Source organism: Candidatus Cybelea sp. (genome assembly GCA_036489315.1).
Taxonomy (GTDB): Bacteria; Vulcanimicrobiota; Vulcanimicrobiia; order Vulcanimicrobiales; family Vulcanimicrobiaceae; genus Cybelea.
Genome location: DASXFZ010000021.1, coordinates 18,806 through 41,103, shown reverse-complemented (window position 1 = coordinate 41,103; position 22,298 = coordinate 18,806). Strand labels below are relative to the sequence as shown.

The window sequence follows — 22,298 nt, the reverse complement described above, 5'->3', positions numbered from 1 at the left end:
CCCTCCGCAATGGCGCGCCTTCTTTTGCGGACGCTGCTCTCGGTGCTGGTTATTCTGTTGCTGGTCGTTGCGAGCTATGCGCTCAACGTCACGATCGGCATGCACGCCCATCCGCGGGAGAACGGCTCAATCTCTGGCCTTCCGATTCACGCGCCGGTGACGATTTTGCGTGACGATCGCGGCGTACCGCACGTGGTTGCCGCGAGCCGGCACGACCTCTTCTTCAGCCAGGGCTACGTCGAAGGCGCAGACCGGCTCTTTCAAATGGACCTGCTGCGCCGTTTCATGCTCGGCCGGCTCGCCGAAGTCTTCGGCAGATCGGCGCTCGCGCAGGACGAGAGCCAACGCAACGTCCCGGTGCGCGAGATCGTGCAACGTCAGTACCAACGGCTCCCAGCGGCAGAGCGCGATCTGCTAAATGCCTTCAGCGACGGCGTCAACGCGGCGATGTCGCGCGAATCGCTGCCCGTCGAGTTCCGTATCCTCGCCTATCGGCCGCGTCCCTGGACACCGCAGGATTCGCTCGCGGTCGCGATGGCAACGGTGCTGGACCTCACCGATACGTGGAACGACATCGCCCCGCGCAACGCGGCCTACCGCAGCGGCGGTCTCGCGCGCCTGAACGCGTTCTTTCCGCTGACCGACCCGTGTTACAACGCGCCGGTGCTGCTGGGGCTTGCCGCCATGGCACCCGGGCCCGCCTGCCGGCGCAACGTCGCGCTCGCGCGCGAACTCGCCGATCCGCGCGCGCCGGTCGGCAGCAACGAATGGGCGGCCGGCGCAGCGCACACCGGCACCGGCCGCGCTTTGCTCGCCAACGATCCGCATCTCTCGCTGGAAATGCCGGGAGTGTGGTATCTGCTCGACCTGCGTGCGCCCGGGTTCCACGCCGCGGGCGCAACGCTTCCGGGCTGCCCCGGCATCGTTCTCGGGCATAACGAGCACGTAGCGTGGGGAGCGACGAACGGCACCGTGACCTCGCTCTCAGCGTATTTGCCACCGTCGCATCTCGACCCGGGCGGCTGGCAGAGCGAACGTTTTGAGGTGCGCTTCGGGCGCAGCGTCGAGGCGAAGTATTATCGGACTCGCGACCTCTTCGGCGCAAAAACGAAGCGCGACGGAGTCGTTATGGTCCGCTGGGACGCCTATACTCATCCCGATTCTCCGGCATCGGCGTTCCTCGAGCTCGATCAGGCCGCGACGATCGACGCGGCCGCCGCCGCTCTGAAGCGCTATCCGGGGCCGACGCAAAACTTCGTGCTGGCCGATACCAGCGGCCGCGCGGCGTACTATCTCGCCGGTCACATTCCCAACGATCCCGCGCGCGGGCGCTGGTTTCATCCGGCGGCCGATCTCGCGCAACGCTATCCGATCGTGCCCTTCAAGCGCCTGCCGAGCGTCGCCCCCTCGCGCAACGCCATCGTCTGGACCGCCAATAACCAGATGTACGGTCCGTCCTACCCGCTGCAGCTCAGCCCGCAGTTCGCTCCGCCCTATCGCGCCTACCGCATCGCGCAGCTGCTGCGCGAACGCCGCACGTACGACGTCGGCTACTTCACGCGAATGCAGCTCGACGTGCTCTCGCTCCCGGAGCGCGCGATGGCGCACGAGGTGGCCGCAGCCGTGCGTGCGCGAGACGCGCAGCTGGGTGCGGCTCTGGCTGGGTGGGACGGCGAGATGACCGGCTCGTCGTCGACGGCCACGGTCGCCGAAGCGTTGCGCGTCGCACTCACGCACCACCACACCGGGCGAATGCCGACCGTACTCGCCGACGTCGCGCAGACGCGCAAGGCGGTGCGCGGCATCGCTTTGCCGTCGCCGTCGCCTTGGCAGGTGGCTGGCGCCGATCCCGTACCGCACGCGCTCTCGGCTCTGGGAGTCTCTTTTCTCGACGGGGTAACGCTGCCCGGCAACGGCGACGCGTTCACGCTGCACATGCAGTCGCCGGGGTACTCGCAGAGTTTCCGCGCCGTGTGGGACATCGGTAACTGGGATGCGGGCGGCATCACGATCCCGCAGGGCGAGTCGGGCGAACCGGGCTCGGGACACTACACCGACCAGGCGCAGGCATATATCTCCGGGCGCCTATGGCCGCTGCCGTTCAGCGACGCGGCGGTCGCGCGCACCGCCGTCAACCATGAGACGCTGCTGCCGTGATGCCGCGCCGGCGCGGTCCCTGAGCCGGTCGCGCGGACGAGCCCAGGGCACGCGCTTTCGGTTTTCTACGAGCCTGAGTGCGCGGCTATCGCTTTGGCGATCTGCTCCTTCACCGCTTCGAGGTTGAACGATGCACCCGGCTGCATCGGCGGGAACTCGACCGCGGATTGCGCCGCCTTCGCCACCACCTCTTGCACGAGTACGAAGCGCCAGAACTGGTAGACGAAGAAATGGTAGTAGTTCAGCGATCCGGCGATTCCGGTTCGCTCGAACGGATCGAGCCGGAGATTGGTAAGCATCGGCCAGTCGACCTTCACCGTTCCGCCGAGCCAGCCGCCGGGCTGGTCGATGAAGCGGTACTTATAGTCGCCGACACGTACTGCTCCCAGCGTTCCTTCCGCGAAATAGAAGATCTCGCGACGCTTCGACGGCCCTGAGCCGGTGATCAGATCCATCTGATTGTAGCCGTCGAGGTGGACCTTATAGGTTCGCTCGCCGAGCTGTTTACCGGCCTTGAGCTCCTCGACGATGTTCGGATCCCCCGCGGCCGCGCAGAGCGTTGGGAACCAATCGAGTCCGGAGAAGATGTCGTTAACGACCTTCCCGGCCGGGACTTTGCCGGGCCAGCGTACGATACACGGTGCTCGGAAGCCGCCTTCGAGAACGGTGCCCTTACCGCCGGCAAACGGCGTTTGCCCACCGTCGGGCCAGGTGAAGTTCTCCGCACCGTTGTCGGTGGTGAACATGACGATCGTGTCGCCTTCGAGCCCTTCATCCTTGAGCTTCTGGAGAACGCCGCCGACGATGTCGTCGAGCTGCGCCATGCCGGCTTCGGATTCTGACCAGCCGTTCTCCGGCGTGCGCATCTTCTGGTATTTTTCGGAGAGATGGGTCACCACGTGCATACGCGTCGGATTGAGCCAAACGAAGAACGGCTTGTTCTCCGTCTTGGCCTTGTCGATGAACTTGAGCGTGCAGTCGAGGATCTCGTCGTCGACCGTCTCCATCCGTTGGGGATAGAGCGGGCCGCAGTCTTCGATCTTCTGCTTGCCGACTTTACCCCAGCGCGGCTCTACGGTCGCGTCGTCGGTGTCGGTCGCCCAGCTGTGGAGCAGGTTGCGCGGGCCGATCTTGTCTTTAAGTTCTTGAGGATAGTTTGGATGGGCCGGGTCCTCCATCGCGTCAAGGTGATAGAGGTAGCCGAAAAATTCGTCGAACCCGTGTACCGTCGGCAAGAAGCGATTGAGATCGCCGAGGTGGTTCTTGCCGAACTGGCCGGTGGCGTAACCCATCGACTTGAGCGCCGTGGCAATCGTCGGCGCCTCGTCGGGCATGCCGATCTGCGCGCCGGCCTGACCCACGGTCGTAAGCCCGGTTCGAATCGGCAGTTCGCCGGTGATGAAGTTTGCGCGGCCCGCGGTACAGCTCGCTTCCGCATAGTAGTCGGTAAAGCGCATTCCTTCGGACGCGAGACGGTCGAGGTTCGGAGTCCGGCTCGCCATGATTCCCTGATGGTAGGCCCCAACGTTAAACCAGCCAATGTCGTCGGCCATGATGGCGACGATGTTCGGCTGTGACTGACCGGGCATAAAACAGCCTCCTGAAATTATCAAACGCTGTGGTTGTGAAATTAGACCGGCCTCAAGCGTAACAAGAGCCCAAATCGTGAGCAATCCGAAAAGCGCAAACCCGGAAAATTCGGCCCGCTCCCGCCTGCCTGCTTAAGGAAGGCGAAGACTTATTGACAGTACGAGGAGGGGCCGTGTTCGGCCCCTCCTCGCTTTCCTGCTACCCCATACGTCTGTTCGGTGTTAGATTTTGACCTGCGCGTTGAAGTAGACATTGATCGGCGGAACGCCGCCGCCGATTGCACCCGAGGTGAGGTTGCTCGGCAAGTAGCTCTGGGTAAACGGCGTTCGCGCTTTGTTGGCGGCAAAGTCGTTGATGCCGGTGCCGTTATAGAAGTTCGCCGGATACAGCGTGCTGTTGAGCGAACCGCCTGCAGCGGTATATCCGCAAATCACGTTGCTGGGCGGATTTGCCGCCGTCCACGGTTCGGCCGATCCGCCGAAGCACGCATGGAAGAGCGAAGCGCCAAGGATCGTCAGCTTGATCCGCGGACTAACATCGTAGGAGACCTGCAGGTTGCCGACGATTTGACCCGGCTGATGCAGATTGTCGTAGTAGAACGAGCCGGTCTGCGGATCGGGGATGTAGAGATACGCGAACTGGCCCGTGCCGAGGCCGCTCATCGTGAGATAGTTGCACTGCAGCGGATTGGTGTGCGGTGACACCTTCGTGATACCGGTCGCGCGCGAGTTTAGCGTACAGGCGCGGGGATCCATGCCGGTCTCGTCCAGCGGGGTCCCGTAGAAGCCGCCGTTTTGGAACGTGAAGCTCGGTGTAATTGCGAGCTTGTCGTGCCGCCAGTTGAGGATGAGCGACGAGACAAAGGGGGCGATGTAGCTGCCCAGCAGCCCGTTGAGGCTCGGCGCGATGGCCGTGCTGTAGGGATTGTACCAAGCGCCCGTGTTGAGAAGTCCCTGCGGCGACTGATTATAGTAGGGATTGAGGATCGCATCGTAGGTCGTCCCATCGATCGTGACCGGCTTCGCGGAACACTTCACCCGGTCGCCGGCGCGGTAACAGGGGCTGCCGCCACCCATCTTGGTCAACGAATTGTAGTTCGCAATCACCTGATTGAGCACGGTGAGCGTGCTGGGGATCGTTCCACCCGTACTGAGCCCGACGTTCTGGAACAGCACCTTCGAGTCAGTGTAGGTGAAGGCGAACTGGCCGGAGAGGCCGTTACGACTGAAATCGCCTTTGTTGAACTGGAACTCGAAGCCCTCATTACGATTGACGCCGACGGGGACTTGCGTCACGAAGCCGGAGCCGATGAACGTCTGCTGCTGCCATCCCGAAACCCAAGTGTAAAATGGCGTAAGCTTAAAGCTCATGTCGGTTCCGCGGAAATGCTGCTCGTAAGAGAGATCGTACTGCCCTGACGAGATTCCGGGAATCGGGTGAAATGGTGAATAGAAGCCGAGATTCATCGTGTTGTTCCAGACCGACCGGTCGTCGCCCGACGAGCTGAGGTACTGGACCGACGCCGAGATCGGCGGCTGGGTGAAGCGGCCGGCCGATAGACGCCACACGACGTCGGGCGACTGCGTGTAGGTCATCGAGAAACGCGGCTGCCAGTAGTTGAGGCTGTACGAGCTGGGCGATGAAGCGGTGAAATTCGGCGCCGCGACGCCGTCCTGGGTCGTTCCGTTGGGATGGACCCAGCCGGTATGCGGGCCGTTCGGATGCAGCGCTGCCGCTTTATTGCAGTCCCCTTCCACGTACTGCGCCGCGGCAGGCGGCACCGCGCCCGGAGGCAGCGGTTGAACCAGAACCTCATTGTTCGCTGCGAGGACGCACGTATAGTTCGCCGTCATGTTCGCGTAGAAGGCATCGGCCGGTCCCGCCGAGTCGGGGAGTTGATAGGTGAAATTGTCGTAACGAATTGATGCGTTGAACAAAAATCGGTCGCTCGGCCTGAACTGATCGGATATCGATGCGTTCGTGAATTCCGGCTTGACGGTATTGAGCGAGCCGGTCGCGTTGCCTTGCCAGAGGCTGTCCCACGTCGCGCCGGCCTTGACTGCGGCGCTTCCCTTGGGAGCGAATCCCGCTGGGCCCGATGCCGCAAGGCTCGTCCAGGTTGGAGCTTGAGTCGCGCACTGGCTGCCGGTAACTACACAGTAGGTAGCACCGGCGGGTAATGCCAAACAGGGTACCGGCTTGCCGCTCGTCGGATCGAAGCAGCGATAACCGGCGCCGCTCTTAGCCATATACCCGATGGGCGAACAGGAATTGGAATAGTTAAAGCCCTGTATCGTGCAACCGGCGTAGGCCGAATTGTTGCTAAAGCGGTTGACGCTTGCAGTCGTGTAGTTGCCGCCGATGCTGATAAGGTTCTGGTCGTTGATCTGATCCTGAAAATCCAGCGCGCCTCCCGAGGTGTGAGTGATGAGGGTGTATTGCGCCGCCACGGGGGAAGGCAGCCATGCGTCGCTCGATCCGTAGGTCGGGTCGTCTTGCAGCCAGTCGGAGTAGAACGTATATCCGTACGCGCGGAGATACGCGGATTGGCTTAGGGCATAGGTGTATTGCAGCTTCGTGATGCCCGTATCGTTGAGAATGGTGTTGAGATTCTCGTCGTTGGCCGGAATCGGGCCGCCAAACGGATGCGCCGGAGTGTTCGGTGCCGTGTAGACGCCCGGAGCCTTTACGTTCGTGGCGCTCGTCGCAATCGGCGTACCGAACGGCACGTTATAGGCGACGTTGTCCGCATAAGGAAGATAGGTAAATGCGCAGCCGAGCTGCGCTGCCGGGCTACGCGGATTGCACACGGCTTGCGAACCGAATAAGGGCAAGAGCGACCCGATCTGTCCGCAGTTCGGATAGCATGGGCTTATACCGTTAAAGTTGGTCATGCTCGAGCACCCGTTGACGGTAAGGCCTGGGCCGACTTGGAGCGGGCCGCATCTTGCCGGGCCTCGCGCCGTCGTTCCGAAGTACGATTGAATGAACTGACTGTTACCCGGGCCGATGTCGTTTTGGCTCTGGTAGAAATAGTTGTTGAGTGCCGATGCGCTCCAGAGAAACTGCACGTCATCGCGCAGTCCATTGGCCTTCGGGATTCCCATGTGCAGGTTGATCACGTCCTCACGATCGCTGATCTGAGAAGGGCTCCCGGTGGTGCCGCTATAGAACTGCCAGCAACCCTGCTGCGGGATATCGAACTTCGCTCCTACGAGCGGACAAACCGGTTTGACTCCCTGGCAGGTGCTCGAAAGGCACTGAGCGCCGACGCTTAGGAGCTGATCGCTCCCGAAACCGTAACCGATGCCTGCGCCCAGCGTGTTGCCTGAGAATATTCCGCCGGGCGTCATGTAGCCGGCGCCGTTGGAGTTGTCGAAGAGACGGTAGTCCTGATTGTAGCCTAAGAGGCCAACGTAGTAGCTGAAGGTGCGATCCGGCGTCGAGCCTCCAATTTCTACGGACGCTTGATGGTAGAACACCGGCGAGCCGATACCGAGATTCGCGGTGGCAAATCCCGGGTACGCGCCCGTCTTGATCACTTGGTTGATAAACCCGGAAGTTCCGGCCGAAGCGACCGACGCCGGGCCGCCGCCGGTGTAGACTTGCAGCTCGGAAAGCCCGAGGCTCGACTCCGTCGACGAGTTGTAGTTATCGAAGGCACGATTAACCGGGATGCCGTCGTATTCGTATCCCGTGTAGTAGGAGTTCTGACCGCGAACGTAGGTCGCGTTGAAATTCCAGCCGATGCCGCCTTGCGACGTCTGCACGCCGGGAACCGACGCCAGCGCCGAATAGGCGTTGTTGAGATTGCCGCCGCCGCCGAGCGAGGCCGCTGCCGCGGCTTGCGCCGCGTTGACGCTATAGAGATCGCTTCCAACGCCCGACTTCACCAGCGAGGAGCCGGACTGCGCGGTTACGCGGCCGATGGTCACGAGCGCTTTGCTTAGCGTGTACGCGACCTGCTGGCTCTGATCCGCGAAGACCACGACGCCGGGAAAGGACGCCGCTTGATAGCCGGCTTTGGTGAGATTGAGCGTATAGGTGTCCGGCGCGAGCGAGAGAATGACGAAGTGCCCGGCTGCGTCGGTCGTGGCGCTTTTGCTCTGCGAAGGCGAAACGGCCTGCACTTGTGCTCCGGCGATCGGTGTGCCGTTCGTATCCTTGATCGTCCCCGCGATATTGCCCGTCACGCCGGCCAGTGCCCATGTTTCCTGGCAGGCGAAGAACCCGAGCAACGTCAGCGCGGCAACCAGCGTACGCGGCAACGAAAATCGTTTCATGCGTGTGGTTTCCTCCAGTGCAACGTTACGTGTGTTAATGCGGAACATTAGCCGCACACGCACGCGCCTTCAGCCTTCCAAACCTGCTTCCTATAAAGCTGAGTAAAGTGTCAGCACCGCAGTCACTCTTAAACGATGACGCGCGCAGCGAATTATCAAACGCCATCAAAAACAATGAAACGAATTACGCCATGCCGGCCGGCTAGCGTTGATGAATCGTTGATGACGCGGGTGCCTGCCTGGGTTTATACTCGCATGCATGGCGACGTTGCCGCTGCTGTCGATGTATGGATCGTACGCGGCGCCTCAGCCGCGCTTCGAAGCCGAGGTCCGGCGATTGTTGCGCCGCTCCGGCGACCCGTTCTTTTTGGCGACGAGCCCGCTGGCGCAAGCGCTCTGCCACGCAACCGGCATCCCGAACGCAAAGCACGCGCTGATCCGCGCGATCGACGGCGCGTTTGCGCAACGCTCGGGAGAGTCGCGATTGCGCGCGCTGCTGCACGCCCCAGTGGAGGGAACACCCGAAACCGACCTGCCCGACGCACTGCGCGTTTCGCGACGCCATCTGCTGCGGCGGCGCGCGAAGGCGGTCACGATTTTGGCCGCGCACATCCGGCGAATCGTCCGATGGTCGGCGCCTACGGCGCCTCCCGAAGAGGCGGGCTCGGTCCTGCAGCCGCTCGACGCAATCGGCGAACTGCTTTCGCTCGCGATTCGCGAGCGTGTCGAGATGGGCGCCTTTGACGAGCGGCTTACCGATCTCGAGCATTACGTCGATCCGGCGCTCTACGCCGTCTTCGCCGCGCAGGCGCGGCAGATCGCCGGACTCGACGCCGGTCCGGGCGCGCAGTCGCAGCTCGCCTTCGCCGCCACGGGCAGCGCGGAGACTCGCTTCGAGTTGGAGACGCTTGCCCTGCTGCGAGCGCGTCACGGCGGCAACGCCCGCACGCTCGAGGCCGTCTCGCGCAATCTGAAGCGTCTAGCGGGCGAACGTCCGTCGTGGCTTTTGCGGGCGCTGCTCGCGCAAGCGGAGTCGTCGCTTCGCCGAGGGTGTCTACAAGAAGCCGGCGCCCAGCTCGACGCGATCGATCGAAAAGGCGTTGCGAGCTTCGCGGCGTTCGAGCCGGTCTGCGCGAGCATGCTGCGCGGCGAGCTCGCGTTCGCGCAGGGCGACGACGCGCTGGCGGAGCGTTTTGCGTCGGCCGCATATTTGGTTTTGCGCGGGCGCCACTTCAATGCGTACAAGTGCCAAACGCTCGTCGCGCGCGCGCGCCTGCGCCTGGGCATACCGTGGGCGGCTCCGAACGATGCCGGATTGCTCGCCGCGCCCGCCTGGGATCGCATTGCGCTCGACGTCGAGCTCGCGCGCCATCTCGCGATGGCCGGCGACGCGGCGCGCGCGAAGAGTTTCGCGCGGGATTCGTTCCGAGTCGCAAGCGTCCGCGGCTACCAAACGCTCGCGGCGCGAGCGGCCGCGACCATCGGTGCGCTGCTTGGCGGCAAAGAGCGCCGAATGTGGTATCTGCGCGCGCTCGCTCTCGCGCTCCCGACCCGCGACCGTTCCGCAGTACTCGATCTCTTTGCGCTGGAGGCGACGCCGCTGGCCGCGACGCTGAGACTCGCAACGGCCCCCGCCGATTTCGTCGACATGCTGTACGACGGCCTGATCGCCGCCATACCGCCGTTGCGCGACGGCGGCCGCAGTGAGGCGCCGGCTGCGAACGCTTTTCTGCGAAACCTGGTCGTGAGGCTGCTTGACGCGCCCGCTCGGCCGCGCGGAGCGGCCGAAGCCGCGGCCGCCCTCATCGACGAAGCTCCGGCGTTTGCCCACGCCCTCGGCTACTTTGCCGCGAGCGCTTCGGAGCTGATTGCCACCGTCATGCAGGCCGTCGTGGGTTTCGGCGAACGTTCGAAGGTGCAATACCGCCTCGACGAGGCCTTGCATGAGGTCGAACGGCACGCGACGGTACGCGCCAACCCGTTACGATTCTTGGTCGGGTGAGCCGGCCTCGACGCGTTCCACGATGCGCTTGAAGCGCGCGTCTCCCGCAATCGCGACAAACCACGGCAGGCTCTTCAAGAACGCCAGCGTCGACTCGTGCCGCTCGCAGGCCGTTTCGAGATACGAGAGGGCGTCGGCGTAGCGCCGCAAGCCGCAGGCCACGATGGCGAGATTCCAGCAGACGACGTATCCCGTCTGGGCGAGGCTCTCCAGCACGCCGAAAACCTCTGCGGCTCGCCGGCTCTCTCCCGCATCGGCGTAGGCGCGGCCGAGCATCGGCAGACGAAAACTCGGATCTTCGCTTTGCTCTTGGGGCAGAAGCTCCAAATCCCCGATCGCCTTTTCGGGCTGCGCGTCGAGCAGGTAGGCTTGCGCGCGATACCGGCGCGCGATATAGAACGCCGGGCTCGTCTCCAGAATGTTCGACATCAATGCGATCGCTTCGGCATACCTTCCCGAATGAAGGAGCACCCGCGCAACGAGCAGCTGCAGGGAGAGCGACGACGGCTCGAGCGTAAGGGCGAGCTGCGCTTCGAGCAGCGCCCGCTCGAAGCGCCCGGTGCAGACGTGCACCCAGGCCGCGTTGGTGCGAACGAAGGTCGAGCCCGGATTGAGCCGTATTGCGAGCTCCGACTCGCGACAAGCGCTCTCCCAATCCCACTTCCAGAAGCAAAGCAGCCCGGAGCGCACGGCGTGCGCGACGGCGCTCGCCGGATCGATCGCCAGCGCCTTTTCGACGGCCTCGAGCGCCGCCGGAAACGTGAGATTGGGCGGCACGTGAGATTGGGCGGCACGTGCCAATAGGTGCCCAGGAACTGACGCGCGCGCGCGAGGCCGATCAGCGAGGGCACATAATCTCGATTCGATTGTAAGGAGCTTTCGAAAAACTCCGCCGCCCGGCGAATCGCGGGCGCCGTTCGCTGCTCCAGGAAATAGCTTCCTTGGCAGTAGGCGCGGAACGGTTCGAATTGTTCTCCGGAGACGATCGCACCAAGGCTCGCGGCGTCGGTCGTAAACGTCTCGTTCAGCGACGGCTCCATCACTTCGACCGGGACGGCGAAGCGATAGCCGGTGCGCGGAACGCAGAGAATGTGCGAGCGGTCCTTAGTCTTTTCGCCGAAGAGGCGCCGCAGCAGATAGATGTGCTGAACGAGATTTCCATCGCTCACCGCATCGTTCGGCCAGACCGTAACCGCCAGCGTCTCTTTGCTCACGACGCGCCCGCCGGCTGCAAGCAGCTGCGTGAGGATGAGCGCCAAGCGTTCCGCGACGGGGGTAACACTCGAACCGCGCAAGAGTACGCGGCGCATGGGGTCAAAGCAAAACTCACCGAACCGAAAGAGCCGAGCCTGCGGGAGCATCTATTACGATTGACGCCCGAACGACTGCCGGAGTTTCATCTGCAAACTTTGATAAGATTTGATTTCGGCGAAATGCTACAATCGTAGCCGTGAATAGATCCGAGTTTCTCAATGCCTGCTGCGCGGTTGCGGCGATCACCCCTGCGCAGGGCCTGCCGAAAAGCGTTGCCGGCGTCGCCATCGTGGATACGCCGCTTGCACTAGAGGCTACCTCGACCGCGCTCGCCGCCGAGCCGGCCGAAATCTTCAATCACTCGTTGCGTACATTTCTGTTCGCGGAGCTCATCGCGCGCGCGGACAAAATCGAACACGACGCCGAAAGCGTGTACGTGGCCTCGATCCTGCACGACGCGGGGCTCAGCGCAACCTACATGAGCCCGAGCCGCCGCTTCGAGGTCGACGGCGCGAACCTCGCGCGCGACCTCGCGAAACGGCACGGGCTCCCCACGACACGCGCGGAAACGATTTGGGATGCGATCGCCTTGCACGATCAAGGGAGCCTCGCACGCTGGAAATCGAACGAAGTCGTGCTCGTCAACGCGGGCGTTTCGGCGGACTTCGGCGCGTCGCTCGGTGCGCTGGCGCGCGACGATGTCGTCGCCGTATTGAAGGCGGCCCCTCGTACCAACTTCGTCCCCGCCTTTCTGCAGGCGGTTGCGGCGGTCGCCCAACGTAAGCCGCAGGCGACCGGAAACTGTTTTGTCGTCGACGTCGGCTACCGTATGGTGCCCGGCTTCCATCTCGAGAACTTTTGCGACGAGGTCAAGACCGATCCGTTCGCCGGGTATGCGTGACCCGCGGTGGATGGTCTTGCCTTCGTCCGTTCGCTGCTCGGCGCCGCTGCGATGCCGATGGCCGAACACGTCGACTTCGTGCTCGATGAGGTTGCCGCCGGCAGCGTCCGCGGCCGGGCGACGCCCAAGACGCGCCATGAGAATCCGTTCGGCGTCGCCCAGGGTGGATTTGCGAGCACCGTCTTGGATATTGCGTTAGGGCTCGTATCGATATCGGTTCTCGAAGGCGACGCGACGGGCGTGATGACGCTCGATCTCGACGTGCGGTTTCTTTCGCCCGATCCTTGCGAGGACCGGCACGATGCAGGTGAAGGCCGAGGTGATCCACGCGGGGCAGACGATCGTGGTCGGCGAGGCGCGGCTCGTCGACGCGGCCGGCACGTTATACGCCGGCGCACAATCGACCAGCATGGTTGGACGCCGGTAAGCCGCCGCGCGAAACAATCGCAAGCAGCCGGTGGTACCCTCAACAAAGCCGCTCGCGAGGATTGCTCTTGCCGCTTGCTCCGCCGCTAAAGACCTGGTATTGCCCACTCCAATATTACGTGGTACGATATATTACGTGGCACGTAATGAGAGAACGTCCGCACAAGCGAGCGCTAGTCGTTTCACCGAGCCCGCGCTTTTGATCTTGGCATCGCTCTCCGCGGGTACCAAGCACGGGTACGCGATCATCGCCGACGTCGAAGCGCATACCGGAAAGAGGCTCGGTCCGGGCACGCTCTACGGTGCGATTTCCCGGTTGGAAGGACTGGGATTCATTGAGGGGAGAGCCCTCGAAGAGCGCGGCCGGCGTCCGTACCGCATTACCGCCGCCGGCCGCCGCGCCTTCGCCGAGCAGATGAGCGAACTGCGGGAGTATCAGATGATGCTCCAAGGACTCGCGACGTAGGATGGAGGCACGCGTTGCCCGGGTGCTCGCGCAGATGCACTCCGCCGAATGGAAATCACGCTACGCCGAAGAGTTCGAAGCGTTGCTCGTCGATCTGCCCGCCTCGCCGTCGGTGATCGCCGACGTCGCCGGCAGCATCGTGACCTCACGCCGGCGCCCGGTCCTGATAAGCCTGGGAGTTCTGGCCATTTTCGCGGCTATGCTCTGGGGGCAACCCAGATACGAGATTCAGACCGCGATCACGATGGCCAAGCCCGCAGTCGGCCTCCTGGCGACCTGCCTTCCCCCCACACTCCGGGTGAGCAAATCGAAGTCACCCTGTGCTTTAGGCTAGCCCTTAAATAATTAGTTGACACCATGCGCAACACCGTTTATCATTCAACTAAAGATTTAGGAGATGTGAGGGCAGTGAGCGTCGTTGGGTTGATCGAGGAGCCTCGGCCGCGGGCCGGATCTTACGCGTACGGTTTTGGCGACTGCCGGTTCGACCCGGCACGGCGCCTGCTCTTTCGCGGGGAGGAGGTCACACCGATCCCCGAGCGTCTGGCGGTTCTGCTGAGCGAACTCGTCGCGGCCAACGGCGGCCTCGTCACCAAGGAGCGGCTGGCGGAGAGGATATGGCAGCAAGATGCCGTCACCGACGGCAACCTCGCGCAGCACGTCTACATGCTGCGCCGTCTGCTCGGCGAACGGGCGCGCGATCATTCCTATATTCTCTCGGTCTCCGGCGGATATCGTTTCGCGCTGCAGGTCGTCGAGATGCCGATCGCTCGCGAGGAGCCGATTCCCGACGCGGCGACGATCGGCGACGCGCTGCTGCGCAGCGGCGTCGATCCGTTTCGGAACTACTGTCAGGGCAGCTTCTTCATCGAGCAGCGGACGGCGCCGGCGATCAAACGCGCGATCGAGTTCTTCGACGCCGCGTTGCGCTCGAATCCGAACTACGTCCCCGCGCTGATCGGGCTCGCGCGTTCGCGCGCCCTGCTCGCCGAGTACTGGCACGCACCGCCGGGTCTCTCGTTTCCGCTTGCGAAGAAGGCGATCGCGCGCGCACTCGCCATCGACCCGACCTCGGCCGTCGCGCACGCCGTACGCTCCGGCCTCCTCTGCTTCTGCGACTGGGATTGGAAGGGCGCCCAAGAGGAGATCGACCTGGCGATTCGCTTAAATCCCGGATCGACGTTCGTTCGCAACAACGCTGCCTGGCTCTACGTCTGCACCGGTCGATACCACGACGCGCTCGCGCAAGCAGAATGTGCGCTCATGATGGAACCGTCGTCGCTTCCGCTGCAGCTGCTGCTCGCCCGCGTGATGCTGCACTCCCGCGATTATTCCAACGCCATCGCGATCATGACGAGCCTGCTCGAGACCGATGACACCTTTTACATCGCGCGACGGTACCGCGCGCAGGCGCACCTGCTTGCCGGCGACCCGGAGAAGGCCATGGCCGATTTGCTGCTGCTTCCGCAGGAACGCTCGGAGGATCTCAGCTTCCGCCTGCCGATGCTTGCTCGGGCCCATGCCGACATGGGTGAAACCCAGCGGTCGGAACAGGTCTTCGAAACGCTGCTGATGATGGCGCGTACCGATTACGTCGTCAGTTGGAATCTTGCGATCGTCGCTGCGGGGCTCGGCCGCGTGGAAGAGGCAATGGCCTACCTCGAAGCCGCCTACGAGCAGCACGAATCGACGCTGCCCTTCTTAAAGAGCCTCCCGTGGTTTGCGGCCGTCGCCGCAACGCAGCGCTACCGCACGCTCCTCATGAAAACCGGTCTGGTCCTCTAGGCATTCGAAACGATGTTGAGTACAGCGCTCTGTTTTGTCGGCTACTGGCTCGTAGTTCTCGCTTTTCGATGACGTAAGCGCGTTCGTCCGCCGGCGCTCGCACCTGCCGAGGCGGCGCTAAGCGCTGCCCCGAACTATCGCCGCAGCTATGGGTCATAATCGCCGCTCTCGCGCACGGTTTCGCCCGCCAACCAGCGTGACGATCGCGGCTTTGGGGCTCGTGCTGTCTGCCTGCGGTGGAGCTGGAAGTAACGCGCAGCCGGTGCCCGTCGGTGGGCTAGCAGAGCTGCCGGCGACGCACTATCGTCAGATCCACCACGTCGTCGTCGTGATCCAGGAGAACCGCTCGGTCGACAATCTATTTGCGGGGTTCCCAGGTGCGCGCACGCGGCCGTACGGTTTCAACCGGCTCGGGGAAAAAATCACGCTGAAGCCCGTTCCGCTCGAGGCAGCGTGGGATTTCCAGCACGATTCCACGAGTTTCCTAGCGTCGTGCGACGGCCAGGGCGTATACCCCGGGACGGACTGCAAGATGGACGGTTTCGACAGAGAATCCTGGGAATGTGGGAAGCCGGGCTATCCGAAGTGCCCCAACGCAAACCCTCCGTACAGCTACGTGCCGCGCTCCGAGACCAAACCATATTTCTTCATTGGCGAACACTACGTCTTTGCAGATGAGATGTTTCCCTCGAACTTCGATTCGAGCAGCTTCGTCTCTCACCAATACATCATCGCGGCTCAAGCCAGTTCGACCGTCAACTTTCCCATCGGTCCGTGGGGCTGCGAAGGGCCATCTACGATTCCGACGGTGACTCAGCAAAGGACGATCGGGAAGAGCGTCGCCCCATGCTTCAATAACCGGACCCTCGGCGACGAGCTCGACAAGGCGGGAGTTACATGGCGTTACTACACCTCCACGGTAACCGGCGGGGGCGGTACGTGGAGCGCCTATCAAGCCATCGAGCATATCTATAAGGGCCCCGACTGGAGCAAGGACGTTATCAGGCCGCAGACGCGGTTTTTCAGGGACGTCGCAAACGGTGTTTTGCCGGCCGTAAGCTGGGTAACTCCAACCTGCCGGAACTCCGATCACGCCGGGTGTCATTCAAATACCGGCCCCGCTTGGGTGGCATCGCTAGTCAATGCGATCGGCGAGTCGAAGTATTGGGATTCGACCGTTGTCTTCATTTTCTGGGACGACTACGGCGGTTGGTACGATCACGTTGCGCCCGGCATGGTTGACTACGATGGGCTGGGCATTCGAGTTCCGCTGCTGATCGTTTCGGCGTACGCCAAAGCGGGTTGCGTCTCGCATGTGCGTTACGAACACGGCAGCATTCTCAAATTCATCGAGGATCAATGGAGCCTGCCGCGACTCTCGGCAAGCGACACGCGCGCCAATCCCATTGCGGCAGGCTGCTTCGATTTCGCGCGGCCGCCGCGAAGCTTTACGACGATACCGTCGCCGCACGGAGTCGGAGACTTTCTGCGGCAACCGCTCGATCCGCGCCCGCCCGATACGGAGTAGCAGGCGCCGGTCAGCCTCGGGGCGCCGCAGCTTGGTTTGGGTCACAGTACGTCCCGAACGACGTTACAGATATATAGTCTATATAGCCGCTGCTGCGTCCCGGAGGGCCGGCGGCGGCGATCGCCATGCACCCGAGGAAGGAAGCGCGCGTGTTACAGCCCCAAAGCAAACACCCTTACGCCGTAAGGGCTTCGGTCTGGAGCCGACGGCCGGACTTGAACCGGCGACCTATTGTTTACGAAACAATATAAGCCCTGCTCAGGACTTATTTTATAAGGTTTTTTCGCAGATTTTCTCGGGGACAACGAAAGGGTTGTCCCTGGACCCGGGGGACAACTTTCGGCCTCTACGGGAGTCCCGCATCCAGGTGCTTTCCAAGCAGATCGAGAGCCCTCTCTTTGAAGTAAAGGGTCGCAGCAGTCTCCAGGTTAGCGAGATAGTCAGTGAGCTTGAAGGTGTCGAATGGAGGGCTAAGATAGAGCGCGGGCTCGCCCAAGGTTTCGTTGACCATCCATGCGTGTATTTCCAAATGCGTAAGATGTGCTGGACGCTCCGCAGTCCCAACGTCTGCAAGAGGCGTGCCTGCGAAGAACTCGCGCGTCGCGTTATCGTCACTCTCATACCTGTCGTAACGCCTCATGAGTATAGCTGCTCGATCGGAGACCGGGAATACTTCACCAGCGATCGCCATAAGGCTCTCACGTCCTGCTTCGATATGCTCGTCATCGAAAATGCCGCCGAGATCGTTAAAAGCCCCAAGACACTGCCGCCACGCGAGGACAGCCGCTAGATCGAGGAAGATCGCGAAGTCCTTGCGACATACGGAGCCTCTCCAAGGCGGGTATGCATCGCCCGGGAAGGCCGCTCTCGCCACGTGCTCGGGTACCGTGATACCGAGCGCAACCGTGTAAGCTCGCACGAACGCATTACGCTGCGTAAAAGACGGGTGCGAAGCAGGGTTCACTGCGATTGCTGAGAGCCTTTGCATGATCTGTTCAGGCGTATGCGCTTTTCTCCCGGAGCCGAAGGCTGCGCCAAACAGTCGTTTCATTCGCGCATCATACCATGCCTACCCTCGTACGCGGCGTCTACCGCTTCAAAAGTCAGGGCGCCGATTCGATCGTAAACAAGTCTCATGGCATATTCGCCCGAATCTCCAAAAATAAAGAGGCCGTATCCCCAAATGTCGTACAAGTTGACTCTAGATATAATGTCTCTTGATAATACAAGAATGCCGCTCTGTGTTTTGGATGTACCGTCCGCTGGGGCATTTTGCGCCTGACCATCGAACGTCAAATCGCTAATCGTACAGTCAGTAACGGAGCTGTGATTCTTGTCAAGCATGTAAGATTTCGAAGTGTCAACCGGCGAGAGCGCTCCGCTCCAATGTTGCTGGTCGAGTCTAATAACGCTGGCGCCTTTGCTGTGTCCTGTGATTGCGGTATATGCCTGGAGTAGCCGCAGAGGCGCCGAAATAAGATACGTGCCTTCAGGAAAGAAGACGATGCCGCCGCCCTGCTTTAAGCCGACCGGGCCAGGAATCATCGCTATGGTGTTTTGTATCGCAGCGGTATCATCCGTAGCGCCGTCCCCGACTGCGCCGTGGTCCATAACGTTGAATACGGGGAGAGAGTCGTAATACATACGTTTCGCCTTTCAGCTTAGTAAAACATCCCTATAAAGAGTTTGTCTCAGCGGCCAACGCTGAGAGCCGAGCCTATAGGTTCCGTGAGTCCTGTGATTGCTCCGATAGCATTGCCAAAGCGAGGATACTTCCAAAAGGTGACTTGCGAAGCGAACTGGTCCGGACCAATGAAGCGGCTCTTGTATATCGTGAACTGCCGAACGAGTTCTGCACCCTTTAGACTGGAGGCGCTTACAACGGTCCCGACGGTTCGATGAACGTGGATACGGTAGTCGATAATAGCAGAAGTGTTGCCGTTCGTTATGGACAGATATTTGCCGTCCCAGGCGAAGCCCTCAGTAGGGTCGATATGGCGCGAAAGTTTGATGTTCGTGAATGTAGACGTGCCCTTCGGAAGTTCTGCGATGTGATTAGGAGTGCCACGCATGAAGAAGTTTCCACTTCCATCGTACGTCCCGCCCAAATAGCCGTAGCCGTACGGATTGTTGTAAATAGTAGCTCCGGAGCCCTCATGCTTAAAAATATAGAGACTGTGAGTACCGTCCGGCTGAACGGCGAGGTTCTTAGTTCCAGGGTCTACCGAGCAGCTAATCGGGTGCCAATCTTGGCTCGATTGCGTAAACATCGCAATCGGTTGTGTGTCACCGTGCGCGAACTCAGAAACCTCCTGGAGGTAGCTATCGGTGACAAAGATATGCCCCGCTTTGTCGGAACACAGCCCCTCTGGACTGATGAAGCCGCTAAGTTGCCCCACCAACGTATTCGCCGGGTAGCTATAGACGTACACGTAGCCACCGGCCGTGGAGATATAGAGCAGCGCGTCTTTCTTTGCGTCCAACAACATCCACGAGCCAGTGCGAGCGTCCACTTGCGCTCGCTGAGGAGCCGTGCTATTCGCACTCGGCGCCAAAGAGCCGCAGCCTGTGAGGAGCATAGCAGTAAAAGCGGCGTAGGTAGCATGACGCCAGCGTCGTCCGTTCATCTATAACCTTCCATAAGTCTCGTGTCGCTCGGTTTCTGCTTGAGAGTTCGAGCGGCTAACCTACGACTCCGCTCGTTCAGATAACTCAGTTTACCTAGGAAATGTGCGGGGTTCAGCATAAAAACAACACTCAGCTCATAACAAATCCGTGCGAAGGTTCGACTTCCTTTTCTAAAGTCGCCGCGATAGTTGCCTTAGCGGTCTCAGGCAGCAACGAAGCAAGGGCGTCGATATCGCCCTCACTCAGTCGATAGTCTATATCGTGCGCGAAGTCATTGCGTATATCGGCAAATGCTCGGAGCAAGGTCCCTAAATCAGTCGAAATAAGTGTACGCTGCACACCCTCTTGAATCAGTTTGCCAAGCGCGTTATAGTTTTCTTGCTGCCTTCTTCAACAAAGTATCCGCAAAACTGAATGCCGAGCCAAAGCATTCCCTCGACTGTGGCGCCTGTAACAAGCGTTGCGACAAGGTCCTCAAACTGCTCGTCTTTGAACGCACCAGGCGGAAACGAGAGACCTCGCTGGAAGCGGCGCCACCAACGCTTAAGAACCGAATCGGCGCCTTCTATTTGTTCGTCCTCACCGATTGTGTGTTCGACATTTTACCAACTTTCTAGAACCACGGACGGTCCGCCGGGCAAGTGTAGCACCCAAAGCTACACTCGCAAGTCCCGGAGGGCCTTAACGCCAGCCTATCACCGCAAGGAGACCCCATGATGCCCACCGACCCTAAACCGCTCGGCCTTATTATCTGCATGCCAACACGCGGCGCCATTTCGATCGAAACTGAATCCTGTACCCGAGAGCACCTCGACGGGTACCCGCACCGCCTGCTAACCGTTGTGGGCGAGCCCGTCGTAGGAGCCCGCAACCAACTCGCCAGAGAAGCGCGCGAACTAGACGCAACCGCACTCGACTTCGACCCTCAGTACGTCCTCTGGGTAGACGATGACGCATGGTGGCCTGTCGGTAGAGTCGATCGTGCCGTCAAGGCTCTCGAAGAGAACGAGTGGGTCACAATGGTCGCCGGAGTTTACTCGAAGCGCGAGCCTTACTCCGACGCCGTAGCCGTGACCATGGAGACCAAGACCGACGGCGCAGGAGGAAAGCTTTATGGTTACTACTTCCCGCTCAAGTACGCGCCAGGAGAACTCACCAAACTACGATTCACGGGCGCACATTGGTTTCTAGTCCGCCGCGACTTTCTAAATCTCATGGGCGACGAGCCGTTTAAGCGCCGCACAGCCTTCCGAGAGACGCTCGCGGGCGACAAGGTCGCAGACCCTAACACGCTCGCGTCAGAGGACATTAGCTTCTGTGTGCGCCTCCGTGAAGCGGGCGGAACGATCGTCACTGAATGCTCGCTCCTCATCGGCCATGTGGACGTTACCACCGGCAAAGTGTACTTCGTCAACTCGCCGGCCCAGATCGCCAACCGCGCCGAAGCGCCTATCTATGCCAAAGGCTACAAGCAAACGCCCTATGACCACCGCACCTACGGCGAGGAGCACGCTGCGCTGATGCAGGCGTGAATGCCGCGATGGAACCGGGGGGCGGGCACCGAACCCCTCTTTTGTGCGCCAGAATTTCGACCCGATTGTGTTGCAAGCGTTACACGGCCCCGACGAGTTACTTAAAGCGAAGTCGAAACGAGCATTTCTACGGGGCCTGGAATGGAACGCGACGAGGACAAGTTTCTGTGCGGCGCTAGTCGATTCGCCGGCGGTCGTTTTTCATATTTGGCTTGGGAAACTAAGCCAGGAGCGCGCGGAGCAAGTTCGAGCCTTCCCTCAAGACGCTCTCAAGGCTCTGGCGGACTTCATTGCGTGGCTAGTTTTATTCTGCTACCGGCTTGCCAATGAAGTAAACCAGAGACCAACTACGTCGTCTTCACATTCTACGACGAACTTTTCCCCCAACGGCTTGGCTTTAGCAGAGCGGGTCTAGATTTCTTTCGCGATGCTGATAGGAAAATAACCTCGCTGAATCCGCTAGACCTCGATCGTATGTCGGAAGAGGAGCGTTGGACGGTGGAGCATCTGGCTTTCCTGCGTCCGACCGTCGCTACGCTTGCCAGACTCGCCGGGTTTGGAGAAGTGGAGAAACAGGAGGCTCTCGACATGCAGATGGACTTGGCTCCCACGTTAAACAGTGCAGTTCTCCATTTCGCGAACGCGATGGGTGTCAAAGCAAGGCCCCTGGTGCCGTTATAGTGTTCCTCGCTGCTCCCCCTAGGTTTACGCTTTAAGTGGGGACCGAAGAGTACGAGGCTCAGCTTTTCGAAGTCGTGCAAAGGCGAGCACGCGAGCAGCTTTACGCGCAGCAGGAAACGCTCCGGCTACTTTTCGACCGTGCCAGGGACGCAAACGAGGCGCAGCCCCTATTTCCGCCCGTCAGACTTGACCGGCTTACCGACGAAGAGGTTCAGGCGCTCTCGGACTTCTTCGATCAGGACGGTAGAGCGCGGGGAGCGCGTGACGCATTTGCGACGGCAGTCGTCATTTTCTTTGACTTAATGTTCAAGGAGTTGCGTACGTTTTACCGGCGGATTCCCCAACGTGCGCCGGTTACTGCGGGTGTGAACGGGATAGATCTCGGAACGATATTTCGCCACACTGCAAACAACGTGCGGCATTACCTAGATTGGCGTGTACCGCCGTCGCAACTCACAAACGCAGATCAGGCCGTCGCAGCCGCTACGACGATCGCGACACTTTTAGGAAGGGAACTGCCTACGCGAGACACCGTAGCGGTATATGCGAGTAACTGGGCATGGCCGGTCATCGCAAAGATAAGCGGCAGAACCTTCGAGGGCTTAGTTCAACTAGTTGAATGCTCGTTGGATGAGATGCTGTCAAACGCATGGGAGGCGGGCAGACGCCCCGATACCGCCTAGGTCTCGGCCCCCCTCCCTATCATTGAGACCCCCTCCCGGATGAATGGAGAACTTTGTCTACCGGCTTTGTGCTTGATCCGGAACGGCTTTGCAGGACGATGTGGACCCCCACTGGGCACAGCCATTTCCATTTTGAATCTCCCCCCGATTCAGAACCCTCGCTCAGTCCCCGCCAATCGCGCAGGAACGGCGATTAGAATCGGTCGGGATGAGCCCGCGGCCCAAGACACACGAAGAGGCCGGGACCGGAGTTTTGCCCGGTAGCTGAGTGGATTACAGACCTAGGATAGGCCCTCAGCGATCCGGGGTTGTAACCAAAACCGCCCGGAAGGAGGGCCCTCAGTCATGAACGCGGCTTTTGCAGTCTATGCCGCTGCTACGG

General features: G+C 61.1%; 17 protein-coding genes. 10 read left to right on the top strand and 7 right to left on the bottom strand.

Annotated elements, in window-relative coordinates; all coding sequences use genetic code 11:
* Nucleotides 1–9: 9 nt before the first annotated feature.
* On the top strand, nucleotides 10–2,157 hold the full coding sequence (locus VGG51_05080) for a penicillin acylase family protein (protein ID HEY1882395.1): 2,148 nt from the start codon (nucleotides 10–12) through the stop codon (nucleotides 2,155–2,157).
* Nucleotides 2,158–2,222: 65 nt separating this feature from the next.
* Here VGG51_05080 and VGG51_05075 read toward each other — a convergent pair whose 3' ends face one another.
* Together VGG51_05075 and VGG51_05070 are read right to left on the bottom strand one after the other, a co-directional pair.
* A complete protein-coding gene (locus VGG51_05075; GenBank protein ID HEY1882394.1) occupies nucleotides 2,223–3,746 on the bottom strand; it encodes an arylsulfatase in 1,524 nt (507 codons plus the stop codon).
* 222 nt (nucleotides 3,747–3,968) lie between these two features.
* Nucleotides 3,969–8,030: a TonB-dependent receptor gene (locus tag VGG51_05070; protein HEY1882393.1), complete on the bottom strand. Its 4,062-nt coding sequence runs from the start codon at nucleotides 8,028–8,030 to the stop codon at nucleotides 3,969–3,971.
* A 259-nt stretch (nucleotides 8,031–8,289) separates the two neighbouring features.
* On the opposite strand from VGG51_05070, the gene VGG51_05065 reads away from it, so the two are divergent.
* Entirely contained in the window at nucleotides 8,290–10,032 is a 1,743-nt protein-coding gene (locus VGG51_05065) for a hypothetical protein (GenBank protein HEY1882392.1), read from the top strand.
* Here the strand turns inward: VGG51_05065 and VGG51_05060 are convergent.
* A complete protein-coding gene (locus tag VGG51_05060; protein HEY1882391.1) occupies nucleotides 10,012–10,809 on the bottom strand; it encodes a tetratricopeptide repeat protein in 798 nt (265 codons plus the stop codon). The two genes, VGG51_05065 and VGG51_05060, sit on opposite strands and share 21 nt — an antisense overlap.
* A 164-nt stretch (nucleotides 10,810–10,973) precedes the next feature.
* On the opposite strand from VGG51_05060, the gene VGG51_05055 reads away from it, so the two are divergent.
* On the top strand, nucleotides 10,974–11,480 hold the full coding sequence (locus VGG51_05055) for a hypothetical protein (protein HEY1882390.1): 507 nt from the start codon (nucleotides 10,974–10,976) through the stop codon (nucleotides 11,478–11,480).
* Between the two features lie 2 nt (nucleotides 11,481–11,482).
* Complete coding sequence (locus VGG51_05050) at nucleotides 11,483–12,187, top strand: HD domain-containing protein (protein ID HEY1882389.1); 705 nt, start codon at nucleotides 11,483–11,485, stop codon at nucleotides 12,185–12,187.
* Between the two features lie 195 nt (nucleotides 12,188–12,382).
* On the opposite strand, the gene VGG51_05045 is transcribed toward VGG51_05050, so the two are convergent.
* Nucleotides 12,383–12,598 (bottom strand): hypothetical protein, encoded by a 216-nt coding sequence (locus tag VGG51_05045; GenBank protein HEY1882388.1) that lies wholly within the window; start codon nucleotides 12,596–12,598, stop codon nucleotides 12,383–12,385.
* A gap of 214 nt (nucleotides 12,599–12,812) precedes the next feature.
* Here VGG51_05045 and VGG51_05040 point away from each other — a divergent pair, with 214 nt between their 5' ends.
* The 4 genes from VGG51_05040 to VGG51_05025 all read left to right on the top strand — a co-directional run bounded on the left by VGG51_05040 (nucleotide 12,813) and on the right by VGG51_05025 (nucleotide 16,392).
* On the top strand, nucleotides 12,813–13,079 hold the full coding sequence (locus VGG51_05040) for a PadR family transcriptional regulator (protein ID HEY1882387.1): 267 nt from the start codon (nucleotides 12,813–12,815) through the stop codon (nucleotides 13,077–13,079).
* A gap of 1 nt (nucleotide 13,080) precedes the next feature.
* Nucleotides 13,081–13,413: a hypothetical protein gene (locus VGG51_05035; protein ID HEY1882386.1), complete on the top strand. Its 333-nt coding sequence runs from the start codon at nucleotides 13,081–13,083 to the stop codon at nucleotides 13,411–13,413.
* Nucleotides 13,414–13,478: 65 nt separating this feature from the next.
* Nucleotides 13,479–14,864: a tetratricopeptide repeat protein gene (locus tag VGG51_05030; GenBank protein ID HEY1882385.1), complete on the top strand. Its 1,386-nt coding sequence runs from the start codon at nucleotides 13,479–13,481 to the stop codon at nucleotides 14,862–14,864.
* Nucleotides 14,865–15,126: 262 nt separating this feature from the next.
* The gene (locus VGG51_05025; GenBank protein ID HEY1882384.1) at nucleotides 15,127–16,392 is read left to right on the top strand and encodes an alkaline phosphatase family protein; all 1,266 of its coding nucleotides are present in this window, start codon (nucleotides 15,127–15,129) and stop codon (nucleotides 16,390–16,392) included.
* Nucleotides 16,393–16,738: 346 nt separating this feature from the next.
* Here the strand turns inward: VGG51_05025 and VGG51_05020 are convergent, their stop codons facing one another.
* From VGG51_05020 to VGG51_05010, 3 genes are read right to left on the bottom strand one after another with little or no spacing between them, the layout of a single operon-like run.
* Nucleotides 16,739–17,443, bottom strand: coding sequence for a hypothetical protein (locus VGG51_05020; protein ID HEY1882383.1), 705 nt, complete (start codon nucleotides 17,441–17,443; stop codon nucleotides 16,739–16,741).
* Entirely contained in the window at nucleotides 17,440–18,036 is a 597-nt protein-coding gene (locus VGG51_05015) for a glycosyl hydrolase family 28-related protein (protein HEY1882382.1), read from the bottom strand. Before VGG51_05015 ends, VGG51_05020 begins: the two co-directional genes overlap by 4 nt.
* Before the next feature lie 47 nt (nucleotides 18,037–18,083).
* Nucleotides 18,084–18,905, bottom strand: coding sequence for a hypothetical protein (locus VGG51_05010; GenBank protein ID HEY1882381.1), 822 nt, complete (start codon nucleotides 18,903–18,905; stop codon nucleotides 18,084–18,086).
* A 441-nt stretch (nucleotides 18,906–19,346) separates the two neighbouring features.
* Here VGG51_05010 and VGG51_05005 point away from each other — a divergent pair, with 441 nt between their 5' ends.
* Nucleotides 19,347–19,637 carry a hypothetical protein gene (locus tag VGG51_05005; GenBank protein HEY1882380.1) on the top strand — a complete coding sequence of 97 codons (291 nt, stop codon included), beginning with the start codon at nucleotides 19,347–19,349 and terminating at the stop codon, nucleotides 19,635–19,637.
* 96 nt (nucleotides 19,638–19,733) lie between these two features.
* Nucleotides 19,734–20,552 (top strand): hypothetical protein, encoded by an 819-nt coding sequence (locus VGG51_05000; GenBank protein ID HEY1882379.1) that lies wholly within the window; start codon nucleotides 19,734–19,736, stop codon nucleotides 20,550–20,552.
* Nucleotides 20,553–22,298 lie beyond the last annotated feature (1,746 nt).

What these genes read in the sequence shown, in the direction of transcription:
- VGG51_05000 (HEY1882379.1), top strand. Translation starts at nt 19,734, where the DNA reads ATGATGCCCACCGACCCTAAACCGCTCGGCCTTATTATCTGCATGCCA.
- VGG51_05015 (HEY1882382.1), bottom strand. Translation starts at nt 18,036, where the DNA reads ATGTATTACGACTCTCTCCCCGTATTCAACGTTATGGACCACGGCGCA.
- VGG51_05065 (HEY1882392.1), top strand. Translation starts at nt 8,290, where the DNA reads ATGGCGACGTTGCCGCTGCTGTCGATGTATGGATCGTACGCGGCGCCT.
- VGG51_05070 (HEY1882393.1), bottom strand. Translation starts at nt 8,030, where the DNA reads ATGAAACGATTTTCGTTGCCGCGTACGCTGGTTGCCGCGCTGACGTTG.
- VGG51_05080 (HEY1882395.1), top strand. Translation starts at nt 10, where the DNA reads ATGGCGCGCCTTCTTTTGCGGACGCTGCTCTCGGTGCTGGTTATTCTG.
- VGG51_05045 (HEY1882388.1), bottom strand. Translation starts at nt 12,598, where the DNA reads ATGCTGGTCGATTGTGCGCCGGCGTATAACGTGCCGGCCGCGTCGACG.
- VGG51_05035 (HEY1882386.1), top strand. Translation starts at nt 13,081, where the DNA reads ATGGAGGCACGCGTTGCCCGGGTGCTCGCGCAGATGCACTCCGCCGAA.
- VGG51_05020 (HEY1882383.1), bottom strand. Translation starts at nt 17,443, where the DNA reads ATGAAACGACTGTTTGGCGCAGCCTTCGGCTCCGGGAGAAAAGCGCAT.
- VGG51_05075 (HEY1882394.1), bottom strand. Translation starts at nt 3,746, where the DNA reads ATGCCCGGTCAGTCACAGCCGAACATCGTCGCCATCATGGCCGACGAC.